Origin of the sequence: Nonomuraea sp. NPDC049129, from assembly GCF_040648495.1 — a bacterium.
Lineage (GTDB): Bacteria > Actinomycetota > Actinomycetes > Streptosporangiales > Streptosporangiaceae > Nonomuraea.
In genome coordinates this window covers 896918-913954 of sequence record NZ_JBEZDU010000002.1, presented here as the reverse complement: position 1 = coordinate 913954, position 17037 = coordinate 896918, and the positions used below count along the sequence as shown (strand labels likewise).

The 17037-nt window shown below is 69.1% G+C and carries 15 protein-coding genes and 1 pseudogene; 13 read left to right on the top strand and 3 right to left on the bottom strand.

The window, feature by feature from the left end:
* Window positions 1-48: 48 nt before the first annotated feature.
* Window positions 49-393 carry a hypothetical protein gene (locus AB0B64_RS09155; RefSeq protein ID WP_357951046.1) on the bottom strand — a complete coding sequence of 115 codons (345 nt, stop codon included), beginning with the start codon at window positions 391-393 and terminating at the stop codon, window positions 49-51.
* Between the two features lie 272 nt (window positions 394-665).
* Between AB0B64_RS09155 and AB0B64_RS09150 the strand changes: the two genes are divergently transcribed.
* Together AB0B64_RS09150 and AB0B64_RS09145 are read left to right on the top strand one after the other, a co-directional pair.
* Complete coding sequence (locus tag AB0B64_RS09150) at window positions 666-1871, top strand: aminotransferase class I/II-fold pyridoxal phosphate-dependent enzyme (protein ID WP_358175908.1); 1206 nt, start codon at window positions 666-668, stop codon at window positions 1869-1871.
* A 112-nt stretch (window positions 1872-1983) separates the two neighbouring features.
* Window positions 1984-2124 (top strand): annotated as a pseudogene (locus AB0B64_RS09145) (IS630 family transposase); the annotation flags it as partial.
* Here the strand turns inward: AB0B64_RS09145 and AB0B64_RS09140 are convergent.
* Entirely contained in the window at window positions 2109-2666 is a 558-nt protein-coding gene (locus AB0B64_RS09140; RefSeq protein ID WP_357951040.1) for a hypothetical protein, read from the bottom strand. The pseudogene AB0B64_RS09145 and the gene AB0B64_RS09140 sit on opposite strands and share 16 nt — an antisense overlap.
* A gap of 351 nt (window positions 2667-3017) precedes the next feature.
* Between AB0B64_RS09140 and AB0B64_RS09135 the strand changes: the two genes are divergently transcribed.
* Both AB0B64_RS09135 and AB0B64_RS09130 read left to right on the top strand, forming a co-directional pair.
* Complete coding sequence (locus AB0B64_RS09135; RefSeq protein WP_357951037.1) at window positions 3018-3398, top strand: hypothetical protein; 381 nt, start codon at window positions 3018-3020, stop codon at window positions 3396-3398.
* Between the two features lie 383 nt (window positions 3399-3781).
* Window positions 3782-4357 carry a ricin-type beta-trefoil lectin domain protein gene (locus AB0B64_RS09130; RefSeq protein ID WP_357951034.1) on the top strand — a complete coding sequence of 192 codons (576 nt, stop codon included), beginning with the start codon at window positions 3782-3784 and terminating at the stop codon, window positions 4355-4357.
* A 97-nt stretch (window positions 4358-4454) separates the two neighbouring features.
* Here the strand turns inward: AB0B64_RS09130 and AB0B64_RS09125 are convergent, their stop codons facing one another.
* Window positions 4455-4976, bottom strand: coding sequence for a hypothetical protein (locus tag AB0B64_RS09125; protein WP_357951031.1), 522 nt, complete (start codon window positions 4974-4976; stop codon window positions 4455-4457).
* Window positions 4977-5088: 112 nt separating this feature from the next.
* Here AB0B64_RS09125 and AB0B64_RS09120 point away from each other — a divergent pair, with 112 nt between their 5' ends.
* The 9 genes from AB0B64_RS09120 to AB0B64_RS09080 all read left to right on the top strand — a co-directional run bounded on the left by AB0B64_RS09120 (window position 5089) and on the right by AB0B64_RS09080 (window position 17036).
* Complete coding sequence (locus tag AB0B64_RS09120; RefSeq protein WP_358175905.1) at window positions 5089-6450, top strand: FAD-linked oxidase C-terminal domain-containing protein; 1362 nt, start codon at window positions 5089-5091, stop codon at window positions 6448-6450.
* Window positions 6451-6623: 173 nt separating this feature from the next.
* Window positions 6624-8969, top strand: a complete 2346-nt coding sequence (locus AB0B64_RS09115) for a protein kinase (protein ID WP_358175902.1) — start codon at window positions 6624-6626, stop codon at window positions 8967-8969.
* An 86-nt stretch (window positions 8970-9055) separates the two neighbouring features.
* The gene (locus tag AB0B64_RS09110; RefSeq protein WP_357951022.1) at window positions 9056-9688 is read left to right on the top strand and encodes a TetR/AcrR family transcriptional regulator; all 633 of its coding nucleotides are present in this window, start codon (window positions 9056-9058) and stop codon (window positions 9686-9688) included.
* Window positions 9689-9741: 53 nt separating this feature from the next.
* Entirely contained in the window at window positions 9742-11274 is a 1533-nt protein-coding gene (locus AB0B64_RS09105; RefSeq protein ID WP_358175994.1) for a carboxyl transferase domain-containing protein, read from the top strand.
* The gene (locus tag AB0B64_RS09100; protein WP_358175899.1) at window positions 11271-13184 is read left to right on the top strand and encodes a biotin carboxylase N-terminal domain-containing protein; all 1914 of its coding nucleotides are present in this window, start codon (window positions 11271-11273) and stop codon (window positions 13182-13184) included. Before AB0B64_RS09105 ends, AB0B64_RS09100 begins: the two co-directional genes overlap by 4 nt.
* Window positions 13181-13963: an enoyl-CoA hydratase-related protein gene (locus AB0B64_RS09095; protein WP_357951017.1), complete on the top strand. Its 783-nt coding sequence runs from the start codon at window positions 13181-13183 to the stop codon at window positions 13961-13963. Before AB0B64_RS09100 ends, AB0B64_RS09095 begins: the two co-directional genes overlap by 4 nt.
* Window positions 13960-15666 (top strand): acyclic terpene utilization AtuA family protein, encoded by a 1707-nt coding sequence (locus tag AB0B64_RS09090; protein ID WP_357951015.1) that lies wholly within the window; start codon window positions 13960-13962, stop codon window positions 15664-15666. Before AB0B64_RS09095 ends, AB0B64_RS09090 begins: the two co-directional genes overlap by 4 nt.
* Window positions 15667-15759: 93 nt before the next feature.
* The gene (locus tag AB0B64_RS09085; RefSeq protein WP_357951012.1) at window positions 15760-15909 is read left to right on the top strand and encodes a hypothetical protein; all 150 of its coding nucleotides are present in this window, start codon (window positions 15760-15762) and stop codon (window positions 15907-15909) included.
* Window positions 15906-17036: a methyltransferase domain-containing protein gene (locus AB0B64_RS09080; protein ID WP_357951010.1), complete on the top strand. Its 1131-nt coding sequence runs from the start codon at window positions 15906-15908 to the stop codon at window positions 17034-17036. Before AB0B64_RS09085 ends, AB0B64_RS09080 begins: the two co-directional genes overlap by 4 nt.
* The last annotated feature ends 1 nt before the right edge of the window (window position 17037 follow it).

Below are 17037 nucleotides of genomic sequence, written 5' to 3'. Positions count from 1 at the left end.
TTCCATACCGGCCGGTCTGCAGCTTGTGGCGAGTAGACGCTGCGCCGGTCAAGCATCCAGGCGCAGCGCGGCGGGCACCTTTCGGCCGATCCGTGCCGCGTCCCGGACCTGTTCCAGCATGCGATGCCGTCGGACGTCGTACAGGGAGTCGGGAACGCCCTCCGTGTCCGGCGCAATGCGCCCGGTGATCTGCTCGCGCAGAAGCGCGTACTGGTGGACGACGTTGTAGGAGGGCTCGGCGGATCGCCCGGTCCACGTCAGCGACCGCTCGTAGCGGACGGGAACCGGAAGTTCGGTCAAGGTGCCGTCGCTTCCCCGGGCGGCGGACAGTACGCCCGTCGAGCCTCCCGGCCACGTCGTGGCCTGAACACTCAACGTGGGTTCCGTGGTCATCAACTGGATGCCATTGCCGGGAGACATCGACGTCACCGTGTGCGGCGGCGCCTTGGGACAATCCCCGATCAGCAACCAGCCGGTCCCCTGCTCCTCAGGAGGATAGACATTGAGTTGGCAGGAATGTTCTGAACCACGCAGGGCGCCCCAAAGCGCCGGACGAAGCCCGCGGACCCCCTGCCCGGTCGGCCATCCACATGGCGGACCGATTCCTGCTCAGGGCCCCGCGTCTTCTATCCTTCGTATCCGACCCGATCGGAGGAGTAGATCCAGTGAACGCTCAGCGCGACTACGCCGAACTCGTCCAGCGTGGCCTTTCGCTCGACCTGACCCGGGGGAAGCCGTCGCCGCGACAGCTGGATCTCGCCAATGACATGCTCAAACTGCCGACGTCCTACAAGGCAGCCGACGGCACCGACGGGCGTAACTACGGCAACCTGCAGGGGCTCAGCGAGCTGCGGGAGCTGTTCGGGCCGTTGCTGCAGGTGCCGGCCGAGCAGTTGGTCGTCGGCGGCAACTCCAGCCTTGCCGTGATGCACGACACGATCGTGCACGCGCTGCTCACCAAGGTGCCCGGGGTCGAGCGGCGGTGGGTGGAGGAGCCGGAGATCACGTTCCTGTGCCCGGTGCCGGGGTATGACCGGCATTTCACGATCTGTGAGCGGTTCGGGATCAAGATGGTGCCCGTGCCGATGAACGGCGAAGGGCCCGACATGGACGTCGTCGAGCGGCTGGTCGCCGAGGACGCGAGCGTCAAGGGCATCTGGTGTGTGCCGAAGTACAGCAACCCGTCCGGGGTCACCTACAGCGACGAGACCGTGCGGCGGCTGGCGGCCATGTCCACGGCGGCGTCTGATTTCAGGATTTTCTGGGACAACGCTTATGCGGTGCACCACCTCACCGACACCCACGCCGAGCTGGCCGACCTGCTGGCCCTGTGCGCCGAGTACGGCAACGCCGACCGGGCCTTCGTGTTCGGGTCCACGTCCAAGGTGACCCTGGCGGGCAGCGGCGTGTCGTTCTTCGGGTCCTCGCCCGCGAACGTGAAGTGGTTCCTGGCCAACACCGGCAAGCAGTCCATCGGGCCCGACAAGATCAACCAGCTTCGGCACGTCGAGTTCCTGAAGGACGCCGACGGGGTGGCCGCGCACATGCGCAAGCACGCCGAGCTGGTGTGGCCCAAGTTCGAGCTCGTCGACCGGGTGCTGGCCAAGGAACTCGGCGACCTCGGCACCTGGACGAGCCCGCAGGGCGGCTACTTCATCAGCCTCGAGGTGTCGCATGCCGGTGAGGTCGTGGCCAGGGCCAAGGCGGCCGGGATCGCGCTGACCCCCGCCGGGGCCACGCACCCCTACGGCCAGGACCCCGACGACCGGACGATCCGGATCGCACCCACCTATCCCGATCTGGAGGAGCTGGAGCAGGCCATCACCGGTCTGGCCGTCTGCGTCCGCGCGGTGGCCGAAGAGCGCGCCTGATCCCACAGTTCTCTCTAAGCCCGCGTACGCCTGACGCATCTGCGACTTCCGGTACGGCGACCCGTCGTACCGGAAGTGTGGGGCTAGCTAGCGCTGTGACGGAAACGATCAAGCCGGGACGGGCTGGGCGGCGCAGGGCGAGCCGGACCGGCTGCCGGCCACCTACCACCGCACCCACGGCGTCACCTACTTCCACGGCTGCTACTGCGTCGGCGACGACTTGCTGTGGGCCGTCAATCACCGGCGCAAGGGCAGCAACATTGGCTTCCCGGTCGTGTACCGCGGGGATTCTCCTCGAATGGGGATGGGGCGTTCGCTTCCCCTCTCAAGGATGAGTCGTCCCCCGAGTGGTGCACGCAGCCGGACATCCACGGTGTAGGGATGACCAGCCGCGGAACTCCGCACCCTTCCCCAGGACATGAAGGGAGCGCACTCGTTGTATACCTGTACGCCCACCGCCACCCGGGCGGCCGACTCCTCCTCCACCACCGTGTCCACCACCCGCTCGCAGAAGGTGCCATCGGGCCTCGGCCTGCTGAACAGCAGTTCCGCGCGCAGAGTGCGCCCGTCGGCCAGCGGTTCCACCTGGGCGATCCACTGCCAGTGCGGTTTGTTGATCTGCGCGGTTGCGAAGAGGACGGCGAAGGCGACCAGCAGCATCGCAAGGATGATGCCAAGCTTCCTACGGCGAGTGGCGAACATGAGGTGGTGTTGGGCGTTCCTGGTCGGCGAGATGACGGCTGTTCTAGCGCTGGGATTTCGCTGGTTCAACGCTTTCGTCTTCTGGGTGGTCATGGTCTCCGTGGCAGGCATGATCGTGGCCGGTGCTTTTATCCCCATGATTCGGCTGTTCTACAAGCCTATGGAGGGGATAGGGCTGATAAGGGGCCAGACTAACCGCGGGGCACGCAACTGCCGGTTGAGCATGGCCGTGTAGTCACGGAGCCGCTGCGCGGCGTCGTACACGGCGGCTTGGGCCTGCTCAACGGGCAGCGTCCAGTGCGCAGTCGGTGGAGTGCCACTGCATGCCGCCGCCACGGGTACGCCCTTCAACGCGGGTGACCTGCTCGGGTACGGGTTTTACTGTGCCGCACGGATTACCCGGCTGGGATGGAACGCTGCGCAGTGTGATGGCGATTACCCGACATGGGGACGGAAGCGTTCTACACCACTGCCGCGCAGGTCCTGCCGACAATGTTGATAGCCCTGTCAGTCGAACTACTCCTACTGACGCAGGGGCGGGTACGTGAGTGGAAGGAGAAGGTCGCGAAGTGGGATAAGGAGAAGGTGTCGAAGAGGGGGCCCATGCCGTTTGAGGGTGGCGATGCGGCGCTCGGGCCGTTCTGGATCTATGTGCTACTGGCAGTGGTGTTCGTGGTTGGTGAAGTCGCAGCCTTCCTTGCGATTGGGGCGGGCTGGCGCAATGCGGGGACGTTCTGGACGGTTGGATCGTGCTTGCTGATCATGATCGTTGGCGCAGCGGGAGTACCGATAGCGCGCCTGGATGCCGCGCTGAGGTGGCGCTGAGGTGGAAAGGGCGCTGGACCGGCTAGCCGGTCCGTGCGGGGCCGAACTCGACGGCCGGTGGCTCCGCGAGTGCGGCAAGCCGGACTGCGAGCGCGTCGTACCGCCGCCATCCTGGCCGGCTTCGTCAAAGAGGTGGGCGCCGAGGACACGGTGATCGTCGGACGGAGCCTGGGCGGTCGCGCGGGCGGATCCGGCGGGCGAGCCTGACCCTCCACGCGGCGCCGGACCCGGTGATCGCCCTCAAGCCACCCGGCCACCACGACGCGCCCCGCCCCCGGCCTGAGCACGGAACTCCCCGGAACCTCCCGGCACAGCACGGAACGCCTTCAGGGCAGACATGCGCTCCGCGTGTCACAAGATCCCCGAACGCTCAAGGAGCGAACGTGCGTCGAATCCTCTTCTCCGTACTCACCGGAATGGGCCTGATGCTGGCCCTGGTGATGGCTGCCACCGCAGCTCAGGCCGCGGCTTTCCCGTCCACGATCATCCGCAGCAATGGTGTCGTCTCACCCGCCAGATGCATCGGCCCGCTCAACGGCGGCACGGCTGACAACACCCCTGTGGTGCTGATGGACTGCAGTCAGGTCTGGCACGGCTTCGCGCCCATCGGCGTGTCGATCGACAACTCGATCCGTCACTCCAGCGGCAAGTGTCTCAGTCTGGCCAACACCCAGAACCCGACTCCCCTCGGCACCCGGCTGATCCTGCGGACCTGCGCCTTCGGCGTCACGGGCGACCAGCAATGGACCTTCCGCGCGCTGACCCCCGGCGCCCCCGACAACGTCTGGGTCCTGGGACAGCACTTCAGCTTCAACTGCGTGGCCCCGGTCGGCAACAGCACGGCCAGCGGTACCCCGCTGAGTGTGCAGAGCTGCAACTTCGGCCCCCTGCAGCAGTGGGTGATGCCGCCGAACCCGGGCAGCTTCGGTTTCTCCTTCGATGACGGAACGACTCCCTGACCGCCTGAAGGGTGAATGATCGGCCGTCCGCCTTCGCGTACTGACGATCACGAGAGCACCGCGTCCTCGGCTTCAACCCGGTGGCCGGCTCGACTAGCTAGATGGTGCGGGTCTGGCTCTGGCGGAAGCCGAAGATGTACTCGCGGGTCTCGCTCGGGTGGAACGACACTCCGACCCCGGGTTCGAACACCACATTGTCCCGCGGGCAGTAGCACAGCCTCTCCCACACGGTGAGCGCCTGTACCCGGGCCGGGGCCTCCGCCGTGTCCCGCTTGCGGGCCCCGTACGACCCCAGCACGAACAGCAGCCCGAACCCCCAGAACAACCCGGTCAGGCAGAACGGCGCGAGCAGCACCTCGGTCCAGTTCGCGTCCTTGCCCATCGCGATCACCAGCGCGGTCACCAGGTGGACCAGGGCGGCGACGCCGAGCAGGATGTAGCCCTGGTTCCTGGTCCACGCCGTGTAGTGGCGGCTGGGGAACGACAGCCAGACCGCCAGCTGCGTACGGCTCATGAGGTGTTTCGAGGCGCCCAGCGAGGCCGCCGTCGGCAGGTCCACGATGTCGCGCGTGGCGGCCATCCGGGCGCGGCCGATCCGGTACGTGGTGCCCGCCGCCACCACTCCAGGGACTGCGGAGACCTGGTCAGATCGGCTGCATACCGGACACGTGACTTCCACCTGGGCAGTCTGGCCTTTAGCCGCTGTCGGCGCAAACCGTAGAGTTTCCCATGTGAGACCCATTGATGCCTTGGTGAACGCCCTGCCCGAGGGGCGCGTCCTGACCGACCCCGACGTCATCGACTCCTATGCCCGCGACCGTACGTTCCTGGAACCCGGCAAGCCGCTGGCCGCGGTGCTCGCCACGTCGCGTGACGATGTGGTGACGACGCTCAAATGGGCGACCGAGCACCGGGTCCCGGTGGTGCCGCGCGGCGGGGGCACGGGGCTGGCGGGCGCCGCCACCGCCGGCGACGGGTCGGTGATCCTCTCCGTGGCCAGGATGACGGCGATCAAGGAGCTCTCCCCCGCCGACGAGATCGCCGTGGTCGAGCCCGGGGTGATCACCGCCGACCTCGACCGGGCGGCCAGGGAGCACGGGCTGATGTACGCGCCCGACCCGTCGTCGTACGAGATCTCCACGATCGGCGGCAACCTGGCCACCAACGCGGGCGGGCTGCGGTGCGTGAAGTACGGCGTGACCCGCGACTCCGCGCTCGGCCTGGAGGTGGTGCTGGCCGACGGCCGGATCCTCGAGACGGGCCGCCGCACGATGAAGGGCGTCACCGGGTACGACCTGACCGGCCTGTTCGTCGGCTCGGAAGGCACGCTCGGCGTGATCACCTCGGCGACGGTACGGCTGCGCAGGGCACCGGACAAGCCGCCGGCGACGTTCGCGGCGGAGTTCGGCTCGCTGCGCGACGCGGGCGCGGCCGTGTCGGCGATCATGGCCGCCGGGTGCCAGCCGTCGCTGATGGAGCTGCTCGACCGGGCGACGCTGGAGGCCATCGACGACTATCGCAACATCGGCCTGGAAACGAGCACGATCGCCATGCTGATCGGCCAGTCCGACGCGTCGGACAGCGAGGCGGTCGTCAAGCGCATGGAGCAGCTGTGCGTCGACAACGGCGCGTCGTTCGTGGCGGTCTCCTCCAGCCCTCAGGAGACCGAGGAGCTGATCGGGCTGCGCAGGATGGCCTACGACGCCAAGGAGCGCCTTGGCGCGTGCCTGGTGGAGGACGTGTGCGTGCCGCGTTCTGCGCTGCCCGACATGATCATGGCGATCGAGGCGGCCGCCGTACGGCATGGCGTGAAGATCTGTACGGCCGCGCACGCCGGTGACGGGAACATTCACCCGGTCTTCATCTTCGAGCGTGGTATGACCGAGCCGCCGCCCGAGGTGTGGGCCGCGGCGGACGAGGTGTTCAAGCACGCTTTGCAGCTCGGCGGCACGCTGACCGGCGAGCATGGTGTCGGCGTCCTCAAGCGGCGCTGGCTCGGCCTGGAGTTCGGACCGGTGGCGCAGGAGATGCAGCAGGGCATCAAGGCCGTCTTCGACCCGCTTGGCCTGCTCAACCCAGGCAAAGCGATCTGAGTTCATCAAGCCGTGACCTAGCCCGGTCAATGGGGACACGACCTGCTCCGAAACGCTGACATCTTGCGTCAAAAGATGAAACATCTGATGGGTCCGGGCAACGCCCCAAGGGTCACGCTGGTAGCGTTTCGCACCATCTGTCGATTTGTTATACGTGGTCTTGGGGGTACGGCGTGAATCAGCACCAGCCGCTGGCGGCGGACGACCCGCGGCGGCTGGGGGCCTACGACCTCGTCGCCCGGCTTGGTGAGGGCGGCCAGGGAGTCGTGTACCTCGGCCAGAGTGACACCGGCGAGCAGGCGGCGGTAAAGCTGCTGCACAACGCGCTGGTGGCCGACGCCGACGCCAGGAGCAGATTCCTGCGCGAGGTCGCGGTGGCGCAGCGGGTGGCCAGGTTCTGTACGGCTCCGGTGCTGCACGCCGACCTTGAGGGCAGCCGGCCGTACATCGTGAGCGAGTACGTACCGGGGCCGTCCCTCCGGCAGCTGGTGATCAACGAGGGCCCACGCCGGGGAGCGGCGCTGGAGCGGCTCGCGATCAGTACGGCGACCGCGCTGGCGGCCATCCACCGGGCCGGGATCCTGCACCGCGACTTCAAGCCCGCGAACGTCCTCATGGGGCCCGAGGGCCCCGTCGTGATCGACTTCGGCATCGCCCGAGCGCTGGACTCCCCCGGGGCGACGGCCACGGGCATGGCCATGGGGACGCCGTCGTACCTGGCGCCCGAGCAGCTCAGCGGGGCGGCCGTGTCCGAGGCGGCGGACGTGTTCGCCTGGGGCGTCACGATGGTGTTCGCGGCGACGGGCAAGCCCGCCTTCGGCGCCGACTCGATTCCCGTGGTGATGAACCGGATCCTGAACGAGGAGCCGGAGCTGGGCGGGATGGAGGGGGCGCTGGGCCAACTGGTGGCGGCGTGCCTGTCCAAGGACCCGTCGCAGCGGCCCAGCGCGGACCAGCTGATCGTGCAACTCACAGGGCAGCCGGCGCCGCCCGCGTCCGTGGACCCGCTGACCACGGGCCCGAACCGCCAGGGCACCGGTCCTCAGCCTGACATTCAGACGGGCGCCGTCATGGGCGCACCGGCGGGTACGGGGCCACAGCCGGGCGCGAACCCGCAGGACTCCTACCCCGGCCCCTGGATGCGGCCCGGCGCCGCCTCCCAGACGGGTCCGACCGGTCAGACCGGTCAGACCGGTCAGACCGGTCACTTCGGCCTTCCCGGCGCGACCAAGGGCGGCGCCCCGGCTCCCATGGCGGCGGCAGGTCCCTCGGCCGGATCACCCGGTATGCCCCAGGGCAACCCCACGAGCGGCCAGAACATGCCGCACGGCAGCGGGCCGGCCGCCCCCGGGATGCCCGTCGGCGGCCAGGGAGCACCCGGCGGTCCGATGCAGCAGCAGGGCCCCATGGCCCAGGGGGCAGGCGCTCCCGGTCAGCCCATGGGTGGCGCTCCGGGACAGCCCATGGGTGGCGTGCCGGGACAGAGCGGCGCTCCGGGGTTCGGCGCAGGCGGACCGGGCGGACCGGCATACGGTCCTGGCGGCCCTGGCCCTGGCGGTCCCGGCGGTCGTGGGCCTGGCGCGAGTGGGCCCGGTGCGAATGGGCCCGGTGCGAATGGGCCGGGGCAGGGGCCACAGGCGGCTGACGCCGGGTCGGCGAAGCAGCGCCGTACCCTGACCTTCGCCCTGACCGGCGCCGCCGCGGCGGCCCTGCTGGTCGTGGGCGGCGCGGTGATCGTGCAGGCCAACAGCGGCGGCATCCAGAAGGTGGTCGCCGTCGGCAACACCTCCGAGGCCACCCCCACCGACGGCTCCGGGGGCGGACAGCCCGTCGAGCCGCCCCTGACGGAGGACAGCCCGGTCGTCTCGCAGCCGGTCCCGACGCTGAGCGTGGAGCAGCCCGAGCCCACCAAGACCAAGACCAAGGAGCAGGTGATCCAGGACCCGAGCAGCCAGGTCCCGGTCACCGTCCCCACGGTCCCGCAGACGTCGAAGCCGACAACGCACAAGCCGGAGTCGGATCCCAAGCCCACCAAGACCAAGCGCACCGACACGGTGGCCCCGGACCCCGGCCCCACGACCTCGCCCACCGAGGACAACACGGACGACCCGAACCCCCAGCCGACCACCAAGCCCACGACGAAGCCGACCGTGAAGCCGACCGTGAAACCCACGGTGAAGCCGACCGCCAGCCCCAAGCCGAACACCTTCAGCGCGACAGCAGTGTGCGGCTCCGGCTTCAAGGTGATCGACAGCCACGCGCTGGGCAGCTCCGCGACGATCTACCTGCTGTACGGCAACGGCAAGAACTGCGTCGTGACCATGTCCAAGCTGGTGTATCCCGGCAAGGTCTCGATGAACGCCACCCTCCAGGTACAGAACGGCGGCAGCGGCAGCAACCCGGGCAAGTTCACCGCCTACGCGGGCCCGGTGCGAGTGGCGGCCGTCAAGAAGTGCGTGATCTGGGGCGGCTCGTGGGGCACCGCGTCCTGGAAGTCCGGCTGGAGCCACTGCACCTGAGACAGCGGAACCCAAGCCCTCCACGACAGAAAGGATCGTCGTGGAGGGCTTTTCGCGTGCCGGACAAGCGGGTTACCCTAGTTGACGTGATCGTCAAGTCCGAGCTGACCGCCCGAGGACGGCGTACGAGGGACGCGCTCGTACGGGCGGGCCGGGAGGCGTTCGACGAGCACGGCTACGAGGCGGTGCGCATCGACGACGTGTGCGCCCGCGCCGGCGTCTCCCACGGCACCTTCTACACCTACTTCGACGCCAAGGAAGCCCTGTTCCGCGAGGTGGCGGCGGCGGTGGTCGGGGAGATGTTCACGGCGAGCGTCGTGGGTCCCGGCGTTCCCGGCGACCCGTACGCGCGCATCGAGGCGGCCAACCGGCTCTACCTGCGGGCCTGGGCGGCCAACTCACGGCTGGTCAGGATGCTCGAACAGGCCGCCACCGCCGAGGAGGGCCTGCGTGGCCTGCTGCTGGAGCTGCGCGAGGTGTTCGTCCGGCGCGGCGCCGAGGGGCTGCGGCGGTTGCAGGAGCAGGGACTGGCCGACCCGGCCCTCGATCCCCGGCTGACGGCGGTCATGCTGGGCGGGATGGTGGAGCACTTCGCCCACGTCTGGCTGGACCTGGGCGAGCGGGCCGACGAGCGGACGGCCGTGGAACTGCTCACCAAGCTCTGGGCCAGGGCCATCGGATTGACATCGGCGTCAAGTTGGCAACAGGAGGGCGTGTGATCCGGAGCAGGCTCGATCCCAGCGGCGCCGACCATCAGGAGCGGCGCGCGGCGATGCTGGACAAGCTGGAAGAGCTCGACGCCGAGCAGGCCAAGGCGGTCGCGGGCGGCGGCGACAAATACGTGGAACGACACCGGAAACGGGGCAAGCTGCTGGCCCGCGAGCGGATCGAGCTGCTCATCGATCCCGACTCCCCCTTCCTGGAGCTGTCGCCGCTGGCCGCGTGGGGCAGTGAGTTCCCGGTGGGCGCCAGCATGGTCACCGGGATCGGGGTGATCGAGGGCGTCGAGTGCGTGATCACCGCGAACGATCCCACGGTCAGAGGCGGCGCGTCGAACCCGTGGACGCTGAAGAAGTCGCTCAGATCCGCCGACATCGCGCTCCAGAATCGCCTGCCGTACGTCAATCTGGTGGAGAGCGGTGGCGCGGACCTGCCGACGCAGAAGGAGATCTTCATCCCGGGTGGGCGGATATTTCGGGACCTGACGCGAATGTCGGCGGCGGGGATCCCGACGATCGCGCTCGTGTTCGGCAACTCCACGGCCGGAGGCGCCTACGTGCCCGGAATGAGCGACTACGTGGTGATGGTGAAGGAGCGGGCCAAGGTGTTCCTCGGCGGGCCGCCGCTGGTCAAGATGGCGACCGGTGAGGAGTCCGACGACGAGTCGCTCGGCGGGGCCGACATGCACGCGCGCACCAGCGGCCTGGCCGACTACCTGGCCCTCGACGAGCACGACGCGCTGCGGATCGGGCGGCAGATCGTCCGGTCGCTCAACTGGCGCAAGCTCGGCACGCAGCCTCAGGCCGTACAAGAGCCGCGATATCCGGTCGAAGAGCTCCTCGGGATCGTGCCGCAGGACCTGAAGGTGCCGTTCGATCCGCGCGAGGTGATCGCGCGGATCGTGGACGGCAGCGAGTTCGAGGAGTTCAAGCCGCTGTACGGGGCCTCGCTGGTGACGGGGTGGGCGCGGCTGCACGGCTATCCGGTCGGGATCCTGGCCAACGCGCGCGGGGTGCTGTTCAGTGAGGAATCGCAGAAGGCGACCCAGTTCATCCAGCTCGCGAACCAGTCGCGCACTCCGTTGCTGTTCCTCCAGAACACGACCGGTTACATGGTCGGCAAGGACTACGAGCAGGGCGGCATCATCAAGCACGGCGCGATGATGATCAACGCGGTGTCCAACTCGACGGTGCCGCACCTCACCGTGGTGATGGGCGCCTCCTACGGCGCCGGAAACTACGGGATGTGCGGCCGGGCCTACGATCCGCGGTTCCTGTTCGCGTGGCCGAGCGCGAAGTCGGCGGTGATGGGGCCCGCGCAGCTCGCCGGGGTGCTGTCGATCGTCGGGCGGGCCTCGGCCGAGGCGCGCGGTCAGGTGTACGACGAGGAGGGCGACGCGGCCATGCGGGCGATGGTGGAGGCGCAGATCGAGGCGGAGTCACTGCCGTTCTTCCTGTCGGGGCGGCTTTATGACGACGGGGTGATCGACCCCCGCGACACCAGGACCGTTCTGGGATTGTGCCTGTCGGCGATCAACAGTGCCGCGATCCCCGAGGCGGCGGGATTCGGGGTGTTCCGGCCGTGATCACTCGTCTGCTCGTCGCGAACCGGGGCGAGATCGCCCGGCGCGTCTTCCGTACCTGCCGCTCGCTCGGCATCGAGACCGTGGCCGTCTTCTCCGACGCCGACGCCGGGTCGCCGCACGTGGCCGAGGCCGACTACGCGGTACGGCTGCCCGGCGCCAAGCCTACGGAGACATATCTGGACATCGAGCGGATCGTGGCGGCCTGCCAGGCGGCCGGCGCCGACGCCGTGCACCCGGGATATGGGTTCCTGTCGGAGAACGCGGACTTCGCCCAGGCTGTGCTGGATGCCGGGCTGGTGTGGGTGGGTCCGTCGCCGGAGTCGATCGCGGCCATGGGGTCGAAGATCGAGGCCAAACGGCTGATGGGCGAGGCCGGGGTGCCGGTGCTGCCGTCGCTGACGGCGGCGGTCACGGAGTTCCCAGTGACAGCGTTCCCAGTGACAGCGTTCCCAGTGACAGGGTTCCCAGTGACAGGGTTCCCCGTGCTGGTGAAGGCGTCGGCCGGTGGTGGCGGGCGGGGTATGCGGGTGGTGCGCGACCCCGCCGAGCTGGAGCGGGAGATCGCGTCGGCGCGGCGCGAGTCCGAGTCGGCGTTCGGCGACGGGACCGTGTTCGTCGAGCCGCTGCTCGAAGGCGCCAGGCACGTCGAGGTACAGATCCTGGCCGACCGGCACGGCACCGTGTGGGCGCTCGGCGAGCGGGAGTGCAGCATCCAGCGCCGGCACCAGAAGGTCGTGGAGGAATGCCCCTCGCCCGGCATCACCCAGCGAGTCAGGGACGAGCTCTGCGAGGCGGCGGTCAGGGCGGCCGGGGCCATCGGATACGTCGGTGCCGGGACCGTGGAGTTCCTGGTCAAGGGCGATCAGGTGGCCTTCCTTGAGATGAACACCCGGCTCCAGGTCGAGCATCCGGTCACCGAGCTGGTCTATGGGGTGGACCTGGTACGGCTGCAGATCGAGGTGGCCGAGGGGCTGGCGCTGCCGGGCTCTCCGCCGCCGCCTGATGGGCATGCGGTAGAGGTACGGCTGTACGCGGAGGACGGGGACTATCTTCCGCAGACCGGGGTCCTGCGGCGGTTCGAGGTGCCCGGGGACGTACGGGTTGATTCGGGGGTGGAGGCCGGGTCGGTCGTCTCCGCTCATTACGACGCGATGCTCGCCAAAGTGATCGCTCATGGCTCGTCCCGGGATGAGGCGGTACGGAAGCTGACGACCGCGCTGCGACGCGCTCGAATCCACGGGCTCACCACAAACAGGGATCTGCTGCTTAGCGTCCTGACAAATCCTGACTTCAGGGCCGGAGACACGCACACCGGGTTCCTGGACGGACACCAGCACGGCCTGAGACGCCTCGATGAGCTGGCCGTGCTGGCCGCCGCCCTGGCACAGGCCGCCGCCAACCGGGCCGCCGCGCCGGTCCTGCGCAGCCTGCCCTCCGGCTGGCGCAACGTCCGGTCGCAGCCCTCGCGCGCCGTCTTCGACGAGGCCGAGGTCGTCTACGAGCCACTCCCCGACGGAATCGAGCTGGTCCATGCGGACCCGTCCAGAATCGTCCTGGAAAGCGGGGGCGTACGGCACACGTTCGACATCGCCCACTACGACGGGAAGGTCTGCGTCGGCTCCCCCAGCGGTTCCGTCGAGCTGACGCTCGTACCCCGGCTGCCCGAGCCCGTCGAGCAGGTCGCGCCCGGCTCACTCCTCGCTCCCATGCCGGGTAGCGTGCTGCGGGTCGAGGTCGAGCCGGGTGACCGCGTGACGAAGGGCCAGGCGGTGCTGGTGCTGGAGGCGATGAAGATGGAGCATCAGATCGCCGCGCCCGCCGAGGGCGTCGTCTCCGGCGTACACGTCGAGAAGGGGCAGCAGGTCGAGGCGGGCGCCGTGCTGGCGATCATCCGGGAAGGGGACTCATGACGAGCCTGGTCCACAAGGAGCTGGCCGGCGGCATCGCGACCATCACGCTGGATTCGCCGGCCAACAGGAACGCGCTGTCCGTGCGGCTGCTCGGCGACCTGGAACGCCGGCTGAACTGGGCGCTGACCGAGCCGGAGGTCCGGGTGATCGTGCTGACCGGCGCGGGCCCGGTGTTCTGCTCGGGCGCCGACCTGAAGGAGCAGCGCGTCGAGCCCGCTTCCGGGGTCGGCGACGCGCCGGTGACGGCGTCGTTCCCGGAGATCCTCTCGTTGATCTGGGAGAGCCCGAAGCCGGTCATCTGCCGCCTGAACGGCACCGCCCGCGCGGGCGGGCTCGGCCTGGTGGCCGCGTGCGACTTCGCCATCGCGCCGGTGACGGCCTCCTTCGCGTTCACGGAGGTACGGCTCGGCGTGGTGCCCGCGATGATCTCCGTGCCGGTCCTGCGAAGGCTCGATCCTCGGGCGGCGGCCGAATACTTCCTGACCGGCGAGGTGTTCGACGCGGCCAGGGCGGTGGAGATCGGGCTGCTGACGCGGGCCGTACCCGCCGAGGAGCTCGACGCGACCGTGCGGCACTATGCCGGGATGCTGCTCAAGGGCGGCCCCGAGGCGCTGGCCATCACGAAGCGGCTGGTCAGGGAGCTGCCACAGGTTTCGTTCGAGGAGGGGCTGCGGCAGATGACCGCGCTGTCCGCCCAGCGCTTCACCTCTGAGGAGGGTCAGGAAGGCATCGCGGCCTTCATGGGCAAGCGCCCGGCCAAATGGGTTCCCGGCGTATGACCTTGCGCATCGCCAACTGCAGCGGCTTCTACGGTGACCGGCTGTCGGCCGCGCGGGAGATGGTCGAGGGCGGGCCGATCGACGTGCTCACGGGTGACTGGCTGGCGGAGCTGACGATGCTCATCCTGGCCGGCAACCGCCTCAAGGGCCGCCCCGGCTACGCGCCGACGTTCCTGACCCAGCTCGAAGAGGTCCTCGGCACTTGCCTCGATAAAGGCATAAAAATCGTGACCAACGCCGGCGGGCTGGACCCGGCCGGGTGCGCCGCCGCCGTACACGAGCTCGCCGCCCGCCTCGGCCTCTCCCCCAGGGTCGCCCACGTCACCGGCGACGACCTCACCGGCCGCGACCTGGACCTGACCAACGCCGACACCGGCGAGAAGCTCACCGCGACGCCCCTGACCGCCAACGCCTACCTGGGCGGCCGCCCGATCGCGGCGGCCCTGTCGGCCGGCGCCGACGTCGTGGTGACCGGCCGCGTCACGGACGCCGCCCTGGTCACGGGTCCCGGCATCTGGCGGTACGGCTGGGCACCCGGCGACCTCGATCCCCTGGCGGGCTCGGTGGTCGCGGGCCACATCATCGAATGCGGCTGCCAGGCCACGGGCGGCAACTACGCGTTCTTCCAGGACGTACCGGATCTGGCGCACTGCGGCTTCCCCGTCGCCGAGCTGCACGCCGACGGCTCCTCCGTGATCACCAAGCACCCGGGGACCGGCGGCCTGGTCTCGATCGGCACGGTGACGGCCCAGCTCGTCTATGAGATCGCCGGCCCCCGCTACCTCGGGCCCGACGTCGTGGCCCGCTTCGACACCATCACGCTGTCGGACGACGGCCCCGACCGGGTGCGCGTCTCCGGCGTACGCGGCGAGCCGCCGCCCGGCACGCTCAAGGTCGCGGTCAACTACCTGGCCGGCTACCGCAACACGATGACGCTGGTCCTGACGGGCCTGGACATCGAGGCCAAGGCCCGCGTGGCGGAGGAGGCGATCTGGGCCAGGGTGCCGAAGGAGTCGTTCGACTCGGTGGACGTCACGCTCGCGGACGGGGGGCTGCTGCGGATCACGGTCATGGACGCCGACCAGCGCCGGGCCGGCCGCGCCTTCTCCTCGGCCGTGGTGGAGACGGGGCTGGCCGGTTATCCCGGCTTCTACGGTCTCACCCCGCCGGGCAACGCGTCGCCGTACGGGGTGTACTGGCCGGTGCTGATACCGGCCGCGGAGGTGCGGGCCCGGGTCTTCCTGGACGGCGAGGAGGTGCCGGCAGTCACGGACCGTGAGTCAATGGCTCCCACCGCCTCCCCGTCTCCGCGGTCACAGCGGGCCGACGACGTGCGGCGGCCCCCGGCGCGGGTCTCAGGCGCCCAGCCGGCGGTTCGCACCCCGCTGGGCCGCCTGGCGGGTGCCCGTTCGGGAGACAAGGGCGGCAACGCCAACCTGGGGGTCTGGGTCGACACGGCGGAGCGGTACGACTGGCTGGCGGCGCACCTGACTACGGACCGCCTAAAGGAGCTCCTCCCCGAGCTGGCGGCCCATCGGATCACCCGTTATGAGCTCCCGAACCTCCACGCGCTCAACTTCGTCGTCCATGGCCTGCTGGGTAGGGGCGTGGCGGCCAGTCCTCGCATGGACCCCCAGGCCAAGGCCCTTGGCGAGCAGCTACGCGCCCAGCCGGTCGACGTGCCGGCGATGCTGCTGGCCTGAAAGCGGAATCCACTTGCCTGATCACAGTCCGTAGTCTTATTGTTACCGGCGGGATGACTATGCGGAGTCGCTAACTAGGCGACGGAGATCGTCATGGGTAAGCACGAAGGCGACCCCAAGAAGTACAAGCCGTACATTGCCCCCAAGGCCAAGGACGAAGACACCTTGTGCGGCGGAAACGGCAAACACAGCGGCGGAAAGGGCGACAACAAGGACAACAAAGACAACGGGGACAAGAAGTGAACGCCCCCGGCCGAATCGAGCGGATGCTCGACGAGATCATGGCCGTTTCCCCACGCAGCAAGTGGGTGCTCAGCGCGCTGCGAGCCGTTCCCCGTCACCTGTTCATCCCGTCGATCGCTCAGGCGTTCGTCGGGCTGGAGGAGCGTGAGAGCATCATCGACCGCGACGCCGACCCCGATACCTGGTGGGAGGTGGTCTACTCCGACAGCGTGCTCGTCACCCAGCTCGATGACGGTGCCACCGAGATCCAGCTCGGCGCCAGAGGCTCCACCTCGTCCAATTCCGCGCCCAGCACCGTAGCCGACCTGCTCCAATGGCTGGACCCCGAACCCGGCCATCGGGTGCTCGAGGTGGGCACCGGCACCGGCTGGACCGCCGCTCTGCTCTCCCACGTGGTCGGCGCGACCAACGTCACCTCGATCGAGATCGACAGGGCCAACGCCGAACAAGCGGCCAAGAACCTCGTCGCCGCCGGAGTACAGCCGCATCTTCTCGTCGGCGATGGCGCGTACGGCTTCCCCGGCCACGCCCCTTTCGATCGGGTGCATGTCACGTGCGGCATCCACACCGTGCCCTACGCCTGGATAGCACAGTCCCGGCCCGGCGCGGTGATCGTCGCCCCATACTGTCCCGGCTTCGGCCTCAACAATGCGCTGCGGCTCGTGGTCAGGCCGGACGGCACGGCGATCGGCCGCTTCCCCGGCTTCGCCTCGTACATGATGATGCGCTCCCAGCGGTTGGTCGAAATCGGCGACTTCGACCCCGACCAGGCGCAACTGTCCACCACCAGGATCGACCCGCGCACCCTCGCCTACGCACCGGCCGGAGCCGACCTGGCGATGTCGACGCTTACCGGCCTGCAATCTCGCACCTACCGCGAGGCTGATTTCTATCGCATGTGGGTTATCGGCGACAGCGACCGGTGGGCGGCGGCGACCTGGGAGCTGAAGGGGGACGACTACGAGGTCTTCCAGATCGGCGACCGGGCCGTGTGGCAGGAGGCCGAGGACGCCTACTTCCGGTGGGTGAGCTGGGGCGAGCCCGACCGTGACCGGTTCGGCATGACGGTCACCCCCGAGGGCCAGCACATCTGGCTGGACACGCCGGAGCGTGTCATCAGCCGATAGG

Coding starts and splice junctions, on each gene's coding strand:
- AB0B64_RS09155 (WP_357951046.1), bottom strand. CDS start 393: ATGACCACGGAACCCACGTTGAGTGTTCAGGCCACGACGTGGCCGGGA.
- AB0B64_RS09140 (WP_357951040.1), bottom strand. CDS start 2,666: ATGACCACCCAGAAGACGAAAGCGTTGAACCAGCGAAATCCCAGCGCT.
- AB0B64_RS09135 (WP_357951037.1), top strand. CDS start 3,018: ATGGGGACGGAAGCGTTCTACACCACTGCCGCGCAGGTCCTGCCGACA.
- AB0B64_RS09105 (WP_358175994.1), top strand. CDS start 9,742: ATGCTGGACAAGCTGGAAGAGCTCGACGCCGAGCAGGCCAAGGCGGTC.
- AB0B64_RS09095 (WP_357951017.1), top strand. CDS start 13,181: ATGACGAGCCTGGTCCACAAGGAGCTGGCCGGCGGCATCGCGACCATC.
- AB0B64_RS09090 (WP_357951015.1), top strand. CDS start 13,960: ATGACCTTGCGCATCGCCAACTGCAGCGGCTTCTACGGTGACCGGCTG.
- AB0B64_RS09085 (WP_357951012.1), top strand. CDS start 15,760: ATGGGTAAGCACGAAGGCGACCCCAAGAAGTACAAGCCGTACATTGCC.